A 12,297-nucleotide genomic window follows, 5' to 3' on the forward strand; every position below is an offset into this window, starting at 1 on the left:
ACCTACCCCACCCTCCCCACCAACCACGAAAGCGCATAGAGCCAGGCGAGTAGCGTTGCGACCGACAGCAGCGTCGTAACCGAGACGGTGGCCGCGATCAGCGCTTCCTCCGTCTTGTACTCGCCCGCGAGAATATAGACCGTCTTTGCGGTCGGCACGGCGGCGCAGATAACGGCGGCGATCGTGTAGAGCGAGTTGAGGCCCGATACCACGCAAAGAACATAGGTGACGAGCGGCATGATCACGAGCTTCACGGCGGCGAGCGCAACGGATGGGGTAATGTTCGAGCGCAGCCCTTCGGCCGATAGGCCAAGCCCTATGGCGAAGAGCGCGCATGGCGTGAGCGCACCGGCGAAGATGTTCATATAGGCCGCGACAGGGCCGGGAATCTGCAGGCCAGTGACCGCCCACGCCAGCCCGATCAGCGTGGACAGCATCATCGGATTGAGCACGATCCGCTTCAGGAGGATGGCCGATCCGGTCGACCGGGTGCCGCGCGCCTTGCTTTCGAGCAGGATGACCGCAGCAGGGAACATCACCGCCGCCACGAACACGGTGGCGACCGCGGCGGGCAGGACGGCCGGACGGCCGTAGATGGCGTGTAGTATCGGCAGCGCGACGAAGCCGGTGTTGGTCATCGCCGCGGCCGTTCCAAACATGGTGCTGCTGCCAAGATCGCGGCCCCACACCGTGTGAACGGCCAGGAACACCAGCGCGAAACACAAGACAGAGCCACCTCCGAATGCCAGCAGGAAGCGCCATTCCAGAAGATTGCGCGCCGGTTCCTGCGCGATGGTGACGATCAGCAGCGCGGGCATCGCGACATTGTAGGCGAAATGCACGAGCCCGTCGGCGAGCAACCGCGAAATGTAGCCGGACCACCCGGCCAGCCAGCCGGTCACGATGATCGCAAAGACAGGAAGGACCAGATCGGCGACTTCCATCCTTGTGTTCCCCTGGCAATGCCCTGAGCGGGAGCATTATACACGCTGCGAAGCATTTGCGCCGGGCATGTTTGCCGGTGTGGCGCACCGCCTGATACCGGCTGATGGGCCCCCGCGCCCTGGATGCTGAAAGCCTCTGTCAACTCAATGCTTGATGCCGCCAACATTTCATTCCACACCGGTCGCGATGAGCGAAGACATGCGGGATGAGCGCCGGGTGTTCAGGTGGGCCATGCCCGCCTCGTTCGTCGTTCATCTGGTCATCGCCGCGCTTTTGATATTCGGGCTGCCGGTTTCGCTCTCCGAGCCGCAGAAGGATGAGGCCATAGCGGTCGATCTGGTGCCGCCGCCGAAGCCGCCGGAGAGGCCCAAAACCGAACCGCCGCCGAAGCCGCAGGACAAAGCCAAAGTCGAACCGGCGCCGTCTGCCCAAGCACCCAAACCGGAAAAGCAGCAGGAAGCGAAGGTCAAGACACCGCCGCCAACCAGCAATGCCCCCTCCCCGCCTCCGCCCTCCCCTGCTGTGAGGTCCGTGTACCAGTTTGGCGAGAAGGACGCCGGCCCCCGAGAGTCCCTAGACGGCAACAGCGCGGAAGAGGGTCCGGAGTCGCCTGAGCCGGCGCCCGATCCGGAGAAACAAGATGTAGCAGAACCGCACGTTTTAACAGCGGTTGGGGTGATGAACCGAGCTTCGCAAGCCGGCGCGCCTGAGGCGCCCACACCGAAATCGGCAGACGCCGTCAAAATGCGGCAAGCCGTAAAGCTTGAAAAAGCGAAGAAATTATTTTCGCGCACAGCCACCGGCGATCCGACTGGAGCGACCGCGATCGGGAATTTGTCGCGTGGCAAGCGGGCCAGTCAGCTTTGCCACACGGAGCTGAAATATCAATTACTCAACACCTCACCGCCCTATTTTCCGGAGCTTTTACCTACCTACCAACCAAAGGACGGGACGGTCATTGAGATCACCAGGGGCGCCTTTAGCGCCCAGGGACAGTGGTACGAGGTCAGCTATCGTTGCGAGGTTGACATGGATGCGACGAAGGTCATCTCCTTCGCCTTCCACGTCGGCGATCCGATCCCGCGCAGCGAATGGAAGAGCCGAAGGCTGCCCTCGCCATAGGTAAACCACTCTCGACTGAGCAAAGCCACCGAACTCCGACGTTGTACCCTTTGATACGGCTGCCGCGTATGATGCACGCCACGTGATGTGGTCCGGTCTTCAAATGCCAGACTCAACGTCCGCGAACGGCGGCGCTATCCGACTCCTGCACCAAAAAGCGCGCCCAATATTTGATCCGGGTCGACGGGTTTTTCGCAGCGGGTTACCGTCGAAAACCGATCGGGCAGTGTCGATTTGTCGTAACCGGTCGTAAACACGAAAGGCACGCCGCGCTGGGCAAGTTCGTCAGCGACCGGAAAGACCATTTCCCCATGCAGGCAGATGTCGAGCACCGCTCCGTGCAGGGCCTCACCATCCATTACCAGGGCCAGGGCATCTCCGACCGTCTGCGCCGGCCCGATGACACTGGCACCGGCCGTCTTGAACATCTCGACGATCTCTTCGGCAATGAAATACTCGTCTTCGGCGACCAGGATCCGAAGCCCCTCAAGGCGATGGGAATTGTTCGACATGACACTCCTTGCCAGCGGGAGCTCAGCAGAAGGTTCAGAGAATAACGCGCGATGGCTCTGTTGGTTCGAAATCGCACACGCCAAGCACCCCGACACAGGATTGTTTTCGGACCGCATGGAACGCGATCTCGGACCACTCCCGTTTGAGCAAGGATGAAGGGGCTTGAGCACCTTCGAGAATCGTCAGGCCGCCAATGGGAGGAACTTTCGCCTGAAGGGCAGCACCGCAGCCTGCGTTGGTGAGGCACTATGCTATAACGGCAGTCGCGGACTGCTCTTCCGGGTCGGCCTTGTCTAGCCTCACCCAATGGCATCTGTTCCCGCTCCCCCCATTTTACCCCCTTCCGAAAAGAGCTAGAGTAGGCCATGACAGCCAGGCGGAGGGCTGCCCTTGCAGGCTCATTCCACTCGCTAATCGCCTGCACAGCGTCGAGGCATCAGAGGGCTTTGCGAGATGACGCCACAATGGGGAGCCGCCGCAGCAAAGGCCGAAATTGCGCGGGACCTCGATGCTCATCCGCTTACCCGCAAGCTTTCCCAATTTACGCAGCTGTCTGCGGAAGAGCGCAGCGCCATTGTTGCTGCAACGGGAAAGCTGCGCGACTACGCACCCGGCGATGACATCGTTCGGAGGGGCGATCTAACGGGCGGTATGAAGCTGATCGTTCAAGGGTTTGCGTGCAGATACAAGCTCCTCGACGACGGCCGCCGCCAGAATCTGGCGTACCTCATCCCAGGCGATTTTTGCGATCTCAACCTGTTCCTTCTCGATCGGGTCGACCACTCCACTGCCGCCATGACGCGCACCAAGGTGGCGATAATCTCGCAAAGTGACGTACTTGCCCTCACCGAGCATTTCCCGAACCTGACGCGCGCCCTATGGCGGTCGACGCTGCTCGACGAAGCGATTACGCGCGAGTGGGTGGTCAATCTCGGCCAGCGGACAGCCTACGAGCGGATGGCGCATCTGTTTTGCGAGCTTTTCTATCGCATGCGCTCGATTGGCGGCGTGACCGGCTCCAGCTATCCGCTGCCCATCACGCAGGCAGCGCTCGGCGAAACGCTCGGGTTGTCTAACGTTCATGTCAACCGCACGATTCAGGAACTCAGAGCCCAGGGGCTGATCTCCTTCAAAGGCGGCACCGTGACCGTGAACGATCTTCCCGCGCTGGAACGGGTGGGGTTCTTCACTGCCGATTATCTCCATCTCGGCGACGGCCCAAAATAGGATCGCGACGGAACTCGTCGGTAAACGGAGAGTTTCCTTCAAAGGTCATCGGAGCCCCGACCATGTCCAATCGAGATCTGGTGGTGATTGGAGGCTCGGCGGGCGCGGTCGAACCTCTGAAGACAATTCTTGCGAACCTGCCGGCGGACCTGCCCGCCACCGTGATTATAGTTCTTCACGTGCCCGCAGCGAGCACTGGCATCCATACGACCGTTGCCGCTCATGCCGGACCGTTGCCGGTGGAAACGGCAAGCGACGGCGCGGCGCTTGCACATGGCAAAGTCTACATCGCGCCGCCCAACCATCATCTGCTGATCAGTGACAGCCATCTTATGCTGGGCGACGGTCCCCGCGAAAATATGGTTCGACCCAGCATCGATCCACTGTTTCGTTCCGCTGCCGCCGTTTTCGGGCCGCGGACGATCGGCGTGATCCTCAGCGGGATGCTGAATGACGGAGCGTCCGGGCTGCAAGCCGTCAAGCGATGCGGCGGCATAGCCCTGGTCCAGGCCCCGCACGAAGCGCGCGCTACCGATATGCCGCTGGCAGCTCTCGAGGCAACATCGGTCGACATGAGTGCTGAAGCCGCGCTTCTCGCTCAGGCGATCAGACGTCACGTCGCCGAAAACGCGCCCCCACCTGCCCATGTTCCGGACGACATCATGCTCGAGATCGAAATAGCGGCCGGTCAGCAAAGCGGCAGCAGGACGACCGGCCAGATCGCAAAGCCGGTAGCCCTGACCTGCCCCGATTGCGGCGGCACGCTCTCGGAGGTCAACGGGCGGCCTCCTCTCCGCTACCGTTGCCAGGTCGGGCATGCCTACACCTCGAAGACACTTCTCCATGAGCAGGAGGCGCAGGTGGACGAGGCGATGCGGATAGCGCTGCGCATCATCGAGGAACGTGCAGAGCTGGTCGCCCGCATGGGCCGGGATGCAACCGAACTAGGCCGGGCGAGCACTGCCGACATGTACGCCAGGCGCGCCGCCGAATATCGCAGCCAGGCCGAAGCCATACGCAAGGCCGTTTTGCATAGCCTGCGTTCACGCTCGGAACTGCAGGTTGATGATGAGCTTCCTACGCTGGAAGTGCTTGGCCCCGACTAGGCTCCTGCAGTAGTATTTGACTGCAATCCCGTTAGCGACGAGCACGCAATTGGCAACGAAGAAACCAAGCAAAGGGCGCAAAGCCGGGACCGCCGATTCAGGCGAGACACCGCAGGTCGAACAGCCTCCGAGTGGAGCCGGCAACCCGCTCCTTGTAGGGCTGTGCGCGTCCAGCACTGCCACCTCGGGCCTCGAACGCTATCTCGCGTCGGCCAAGGCTTTGCCCGAGGTCGCATCGGTTGTCATACTGCAATATCGCGAGGCCCGCGACGACGAGCAGCTGATGTCGCGCCTCGCTGCCGCTTGGGGCCTTCCCCTCCACACGATTTCCAACGGACTTACCGTCGAGCCGGGTAACCTGTACCTCGCACCGTCCGACGTCACGGTCAGCCTCGACAATGGCCGCTTCAAGACGAAGCGATCAGGGGAGCAGCCCGGGCAGCGGGCTTCGATCGACAGCTTCCTGATTTCGCTGGCCTCGGAGTACAGCGAGCACGCGGTCGGCATCATCTTTTCCGAAACCGGCAGCGATGGCACGCTCGGGGTCGCCGCTCTCAAGGAACATGGCGGATTGACGCTCGCCGAGCCACCGGCGCCGGGAACCGGCGAGGGCCTGCAGAACCATCTCGGCAAGGATGCCGCGAGCATCGCCGATTTCGTCCTGCCGGTCGAGGATATGGCAACCCGTATCGCCGCGCATATCAAGTCGATCGAACGGTCGCGGAATGCCCAAAATTTCGACCAGTTGGTCGCCCAGCTCACTCCTCAGCTGACCCGTGTGGCGACGGTTCTTCGCAACCGGACGGGCCATGATTTCCACGGCTACAAGCGAAACACCTTCTTGAGACGGGTCCAACGACGCATCCAGGTCACGCAGACCGAGACCATCGAGCACTATCTCGAGTTCCTGCGCACCGATCCGGAGGAACCTCAGCATCTGTTCAACGACCTCTTGATTGGTGTCACCCAGTTCTTCCGAGACCCGAAGGAGTTCGAGTTCCTGGAAACGGAAGTGCTGCCCAAGCTCTTCGAGAAGAAGGGCGCCGGCGACCAGTTGCGCATCTGGGTGCTGGGTTGCGCGACGGGCGAAGAGGCCTACTCGATCGCCATCCTCTTGCGCGAGCAGATGGCGCGCCTCGATTCCGTGCCGCATGTCCAGATCTTCGCGACAGACATCGACGGCAAAGCCCTGGCACAGGCACGCATTGGCCGCTACGCGGAATCCGCGATCCGCAATGTGTCGCCCGAAAGGATTGCGCGCTGGTTCGTGAAGGAGGGCGAGACCTACTGCGTGGTCAAGGAGCTCAGGGAGATGTGCATCTTCTCCCAGCACAACATCATCAAGGATGCTCCGTTCTCGCGTCTCGACATGATCTCGTGCCGCAACCTCCTGATCTATCTCAACGCCGAGCTCCAGGACCGGGTCATCCCGCTGTTCCATTTTGCGCTGAGGCCCGGCGGCGTGCTCTTCCTCGGCAACTCCGAGAATGTGACGCGGCAGTCCAAGCTTTTCACCCAGATCGACAGGCGCTTCCGCATCTTTCGGCAGGTGGAAGGCCTCGTGCGGGTGCTGCCCGAATTTCCTTTGACGGCGACGGCCGACCGGCGACCGGTCGAAACACCAGGAGTTCCGCGGCCGCCCTTTGGCAGCGCAGCAGCGCTCTCCAAACAGGCCGAGCGTATCCTCGAGCGTTACGCTCCAGCCTACATGATCATCGATGAGAGCCACGAAATCCTGCACTTCTCCGGTCGCACCGGGAGGTTCATCGACCCTCCGACCGGAATGGCCAGCCTCAACGTTCTGAACCTTATCCACCGCGATCTCAGGATGGATGTCAGGGCTGCGCTCCACAAGGTCGAGACGGAGAAGACCCCGGTCCAGGTCCGTGGACTGACGGTCGGCCAGAACGGCCACAGCATCGTGGTGACATTGACCGTGGAGCCGATCGAACCGGCGCCCGGCCAGCCGATGCGCTACGCATTGATCCTGCAGGACGGCTATTCCACCGCGGATGGGAGCGATGCCGTCGCCAGTATGCACAGCCCCCCGAGCGGCGTGCGCGATGATCACGTCAATAGGCTGGAGGTCGAGCTGCAGCATACGCGCGATCGCCTGCAGGCGACAATTGAGGAGCTGGAAAGCACCAACGAAGAACTGAAGGCCTCGAACGAAGAGTACCAGTCGGTCAACGAAGAGCTACAGTCCTCGAACGAGGAGCTCGAAACGTCCAAGGAGGAGCTGCAGTCGCTGAACGAAGAACTGCAGACGGTGAATGGCGAGCTTGCGCATCGCGTGGAGGAGCTTGGCCGTGCCAATTCCGACCTGAAGAATCTGCTGGAAAGCACGCAGATCGCCACCGTGTTCCTGGACAACGATCTCAGGATCAAGACCTTCACGCCGGCGATGACGGATCTCTTCCACCTCGTCGAGACGGACCTCGGCAGGCCGATCAGCCATATTGCGGCACGCATCAACTATGCGGATCTAGAGAGCGACCTTCGTAAAGTGCTGCGGACGCTGGGCACGATCGAGCGTGAAACGCGCAATATCGAGAACGGCGCCCGCTATCTCACACGCGTCCTGCCCTACCGCAGCATCGACAACGTGATCGAAGGTGTCGTGCTGACCTTCCTCGACGTGACGCCGATCGTCCGGGCCGAAGAGCGGTTGCGCGAAAGCGAGTCACGGCTTCGCTCCGTCGTGGAGGGAATTCCGCAGCTCGTGTGGCGCGCGAGCGACGGCGGCGAGTGGTCCTGGTCGAGCCCGCAATGGACATCGTTCACCGGGCAAAGCGAGCCGGCAGCGGCCGGTCGAGGTTGGCTGGAGCCGATCCATCCGGACGATCGGAAGCGTGTGCTCGAAGCCTGGGCCAACGCAAAGGAGAAGGGCGATCTCGAAGTCGACCTCCGCCTGTGGAGCAAAAACCAGGGCGAATACCGCAACGTCCATATGCGTGCGATTCCCGTCAAGGACGGTTCCGGCCAGCCCATCGAGTGGTTCGGCTCGGTGACGGACGTCCACGAGATGCTGCAACTGCAGGAACGGCAGCAGATCCTGCTCGCCGAGCTGCAGCACCGGGTCCGCAACACGCTGGGCGTCATCCGTTCGATCGCGCGACGTTCCGCCGATACGAACGAAACCGTGGAGGACTACGCCGCTCATCTGGAAGGCAGGATCAACGCGCTCGCTCGCATCCAGAACGCACTCACTCGTGCGCCCAATGCGAAAGTCGACTTGCACGCGCTGATTCTTGACGAGCTCGCGGCTCAAGGCGGACGCGAGGACGGCCAGTTCAACGTTTCGGGGCCGAACGTTTCGCTGAGCGGAAAGGCGGCGGAAACGCTTAGCCTTGCCATTCACGAGCTCGCCACCAATGCCGTGAAGTACGGCGCCTTGTCTGAAAGAGGCGGGACTATAGAGGTCCGATGGGCGACCGGCCAGAACGGTGACGAAAAGGAACTGCGTATCAGGTGGGAGGAGAAGCTGGCCGCTCCCCTCGACGCTGCCCCTTCTCTGCGCGGCTTTGGCTCCGAATTGATCGAGAAGGTTGTCCCCTACGACCTGAAGGGTCGCGGTAAGCTTCGCTTTGGATCCGATGGCCTGCTCTCGCTGATCGAGGTTCCGCTGTCCGATCAGGTACGCGTTGGCGGACCTGAGCTCGATTCTATGGAAGGCTCCAACGATTGAGGACAGTCCAATGTTGTCTGATCAAAGTTGACATGCAGCCGCTCTGCATTCGTGTTAAAATACGTCATGGTGGAGTTCTTCGGGGAGCGTCTGAAAAACCTGCAACGTGAGTTGTGGGTTGTCCAGCGTCGCCAGGAACGGCTTAGAGCTCAGGCTCGCAAATCGACACTCCGGCGCGAAGCCGCTCGCAGCATCGACTACAACGCCAAATTAATCACCCAAAGCCGCGAGGTCTTGAAACACTCGTACGACCTGCTGGCGGAGACGGCCAAGGCGGTGCGTGACGTGAGGTCCCCCCCCGCTGAATTGAGCTGAGCTATCGGCGCATTTGGCCGAGCCGAAGCACCGCGGCAGTGAAAATGCGCAGCTATCTTCGGACAAATCCGATGCGAAAACGAAGTGGCTGAACGGCGTTCGCAATCCTTGTTTCACGCAAACCACCCCAACGCAGGCAAAAGTTTGCTATCGACCGGCATTGGAAACCGCTATGGTGCGGTGTGACCACTAGCGAGACCGAGCTGGAAATGGTGGAGCGGCACATCCGCGAGGCCGAAAGGCACGTCTTGCGCCAACGCCAGATCATCGAAGAGCTGTACGAGGGACATCACTCCACCGCGCTTGCAGAGCAGCTCCTGACAGAATTCGAGCAGAACTTGCGTGATCACCGCGCGCATCTCGCACGGCTGACCGGAAAGCCCGCCTCACATTCGGATTGACTACGCGCTCACATGCGCGAAGCCCGCCGTCTGGGGTGGAGCCAGAACGGCGGGCCCGTGCCGGTCGCCGGCTTGGGCGGGGGCTTGTGGGGGGTAGCCGGTGACCACACTGATGCCGGGCTGTATCGCTATCTCCAATGTCGGCGAACGCGACTCGCCACCATGTTCTGACGACAACCCTTCGCCGACCGGGGACCCGCGCGGCGGTGACGACCATGGGCTGGCACTTCTCATGCTCAAAAGCGGGTCGAAGAATCTCTGGCTCGCACCACTGTCGTAGTTGCCCTTCGATGCAGCGCTGACATCAACAGCAGAGACACTGCCGCAAGGATTGTATGCAGTGCCTGACAATCTCATCCAGACCTTGATCCGGATCGAGCCAGCTTCTCTTAGCGCTTCTTCTATTTCGGATCGTCAAAATAGCCGCAACAAGCCGTCGGCGGCATTAACCAATGAGAAGTTTCCACGGAAAAAGCGGCGGAGCGATGGTGATTCAACAGGTTTGGCGCCGGGTCGGTGGCAGGATTCGTTCGCCCAAGGTGCAGCGCTCCCCCTCGTCTCCGCCAATCTCCGCCGCTCGAGATTCGCGGCGACATAAACGCCCGTCTCCAATATCGGCGTTTTCGAGTGGAGCAAACTGGCCCTTGTCTCGGTAAGGTTCCAGGGCGAAACGCGTGCCCACCTATCTGGCGCAAAACCCGGACTGAGACTAGCGTGCCGTGTGATCCAGAGGTCGACGATGTCTTTCGCAGATGTGAACGGCAAACCGCGCTCCGCGCGCTGGGGCTTGGCCGCAAAGCTGTTCACGACACTCGTCCTGCTCGGTGCGGTCGGCGTCATAATCACAGCGGTGCTGGGTTATATCCGGGCCAGGGACGCCCTCGAAAAGAGCGTCTTCGACCAGCTTACGACCGCCCGCCAGACCAAGGCACGCCAGATCGAGACCTATTTCAGGACGATCCGGGCCGAGCTGCATCTACTTGCCACCTCGAAGATGGTCGTCGAATCGACACGCGAATTCCGGGCTGCAGTCGCCGAACTCGACCGCGGCGCGCAACCCGGGCTGCAGCAGAAGCTCAACGACTGGTATGCCGCGAATTTCATCCCCCAAATGGCGAAGGTCCTGGGGAAGCAGCCAGCCTTGACCGACTATGCGCCGGCGACCCCTTCCCCTATTTACCTTCAGTACCACTATATCGTGGCCAATCCGAACCCGGGCGCGCGGCGCAAGCTGCTCGATGACGCCGGCGATGGCAGCTACTACAGCAAGCTGCACGCCCTCTATCATCCGATGATGCGGGCCGCAGCCGACACTGTCGGGTTCTTCGACTTCATGGTGGCCGACCCCAAGACCGGTCGCCTCATCTATTCCGTCCAGAAGGAGGCGGATTTTGCCACCTCTCTTCAGTTCGGCCCCTACCGGGCCTCCAACGTCGCGGCCGCCGTCGCGCGCTGCTCCGAGAATGCCGACCCGTCGGCAATCTGCCTGGAGGACTTCGCACCTTACGCGCCTTCGGGCGGCGCTCCGATCGCCTTCATGGGCGCTCCGATAATCGACAAAGGCGTCGTCATCGGTGTCCTGATTGCGCAATTGTCGAACGAGGAAATTGATGACGTCGTGACCGGCGACCGCCATTGGCGGCAGGAGGGTTTCGGCGCCACCGGCGAAGCCTATCTCGTCGGGCCCGGCTATCTGGTGCGCTCCGCCCCGCGCGCCTTCTATGAAAACCGTGACGTCTATTTCGCCGAACTCAAATCCGTCGGCACGTCGGACGAAGAGATAGCGGCAATCCAGCGCTACGGCACGCCGGTGCTCCATCAGCGCATCGAGACCGAGGCCACCCGGGCTGGGCTCGCTGGCGTCGAGGGCACGGGCGAGATCATCGGCTACCGTGGCGCTCCGACGCTCGCCTCGTGGGGGCCGCTCGATATCCCCGACGTGCACTGGGCGCTCGTCGCCAAGATCGACACCGCGGAGGCCTTTGCGCCGGTCTACCAGCTGCGCCGGAACCTGATGGCGGTCGGAGGGCTGGCGCTGCTCGTGGTGATCGGCACGTCGGCCTGGCTGTCGCGAGCGCTGCTCGGCCCACTGCGCGAGCTTACGGCCGGCGTGAAACGCTTCGCCGCCGGCGACTATTCGGCCAACGTGCCAGTTCGCACCAGCGATGAGATCGGCCAGCTCTGCGCCGCCTTCAACGACATGGTCGATGAACTGCACCAGAAGAACATCGTGATCGAGAGCAAGAATCGCGAAAATGAGGAGTTGCTGCTGAACGTGCTGCCGGCTCCGATCGCCAACCGGCTGCGCGGCGGTGAGGTGTCGATAGCGGACGGATTCGCCGAGGTCACGGTCGCCTTCGCCGATATCGTGGGCTTCACGGCGCTGACCTCGGACATGCCCCCGCACGATGTCGTGACGCTGCTGAACGGGCTATTCACACGCTTCGACGCGGCCGCCAACGAGCTCGGCATCGAGAAGATCAAGACCGTGGGCGACGCCTATATGGCAGTGTGCGGACTGCCAATGCCTACAGCCGATCACACCGAGCGCATGCTGCGCATGGCTATCCGCATGGTCCACATCACCCGCGAGCACGCCATGGAACACAACACTCCGCTGAGGATCAGGGTGGGCATCAACAGCGGCCCGGTGGTGGCGGGTGTCATCGGCAAGAGCAAATACATTTACGATCTGTGGGGCGACACCGTGAACCTCGCGAGCCGGATGGAAGCGGGCGGCATTCCAGATTCGATTCAGGTGACACGGGCAGTCTACGAAAGGCTGAAGGACCGCTTCATCTTCGAGCCGCGCGGTGCCATTGAGGTCAAGGGCAAGGGGAAGATAGAGGCCTGGGTGCTAAGGCTGTAGTCGGTGGGGTCTCCAGGCAAGAGATCAAATAGGCTGACGTTGAGAACACGGCCTGCTATCATGCCCAACAAGTTTGCTTGTATTTGAAGCAATGGGGATTGCTGCAGCCAA

Annotated in this window: 9 protein-coding genes; 7 read left to right on the forward strand and 2 right to left on the reverse strand. The window is 61.6% G+C overall.

Annotated elements, in window-relative coordinates; all coding sequences use genetic code 11:
* Nucleotides 1-2: 2 nt before the first annotated feature.
* Nucleotides 3-944, reverse strand: a complete 942-nt coding sequence (locus tag SAZ10_RS00280; protein ID WP_318607155.1) for an AEC family transporter — start codon at nucleotides 942-944, stop codon at nucleotides 3-5.
* Nucleotides 945-1,098: 154 nt separating this feature from the next.
* On the opposite strand from SAZ10_RS00280, the gene SAZ10_RS00285 reads away from it, so the two are divergent.
* Nucleotides 1,099-2,067 carry a DUF930 domain-containing protein gene (locus SAZ10_RS00285; protein ID WP_318607156.1) on the forward strand — a complete coding sequence of 323 codons (969 nt, stop codon included), beginning with the start codon at nucleotides 1,099-1,101 and terminating at the stop codon, nucleotides 2,065-2,067.
* A 134-nt stretch (nucleotides 2,068-2,201) separates the two neighbouring features.
* On the opposite strand, the gene SAZ10_RS00290 is transcribed toward SAZ10_RS00285, so the two are convergent.
* On the reverse strand, nucleotides 2,202-2,579 hold the full coding sequence (locus SAZ10_RS00290) for a response regulator (RefSeq protein WP_318607158.1): 378 nt from the start codon (nucleotides 2,577-2,579) through the stop codon (nucleotides 2,202-2,204).
* A gap of 454 nt (nucleotides 2,580-3,033) precedes the next feature.
* Between SAZ10_RS00290 and SAZ10_RS00295 the strand changes: the two genes are divergently transcribed.
* From SAZ10_RS00295 to SAZ10_RS00320, 6 genes are all read left to right on the forward strand, one after another.
* Nucleotides 3,034-3,807, forward strand: coding sequence for a Crp/Fnr family transcriptional regulator (locus SAZ10_RS00295; RefSeq protein WP_318607159.1), 774 nt, complete (start codon nucleotides 3,034-3,036; stop codon nucleotides 3,805-3,807).
* Nucleotides 3,808-3,869: 62 nt separating this feature from the next.
* Nucleotides 3,870-4,913, forward strand: a complete 1,044-nt coding sequence (locus SAZ10_RS00300) for a chemotaxis protein CheB (protein WP_318607161.1) — start codon at nucleotides 3,870-3,872, stop codon at nucleotides 4,911-4,913.
* A 49-nt stretch (nucleotides 4,914-4,962) separates the two neighbouring features.
* Nucleotides 4,963-8,601 carry a CheR family methyltransferase gene (locus tag SAZ10_RS00305; RefSeq protein ID WP_318607163.1) on the forward strand — a complete coding sequence of 1,213 codons (3,639 nt, stop codon included), beginning with the start codon at nucleotides 4,963-4,965 and terminating at the stop codon, nucleotides 8,599-8,601.
* A gap of 66 nt (nucleotides 8,602-8,667) precedes the next feature.
* Entirely contained in the window at nucleotides 8,668-8,916 is a 249-nt protein-coding gene (locus SAZ10_RS00310) for a hypothetical protein (RefSeq protein WP_318607164.1), read from the forward strand.
* Nucleotides 8,917-9,098: 182 nt separating this feature from the next.
* On the forward strand, nucleotides 9,099-9,317 hold the full coding sequence (locus tag SAZ10_RS00315) for a hypothetical protein (RefSeq protein WP_318607165.1): 219 nt from the start codon (nucleotides 9,099-9,101) through the stop codon (nucleotides 9,315-9,317).
* A 739-nt stretch (nucleotides 9,318-10,056) separates the two neighbouring features.
* Nucleotides 10,057-12,186 (forward strand): adenylate/guanylate cyclase domain-containing protein, encoded by a 2,130-nt coding sequence (locus SAZ10_RS00320; protein WP_318607166.1) that lies wholly within the window; start codon nucleotides 10,057-10,059, stop codon nucleotides 12,184-12,186.
* Nucleotides 12,187-12,297: the final 111 nt, after the last annotated feature.

The organism is Mesorhizobium sp. BAC0120, assembly GCF_033542235.1.
GTDB lineage: Bacteria > Pseudomonadota > Alphaproteobacteria > Rhizobiales > Rhizobiaceae > JAWRCU01.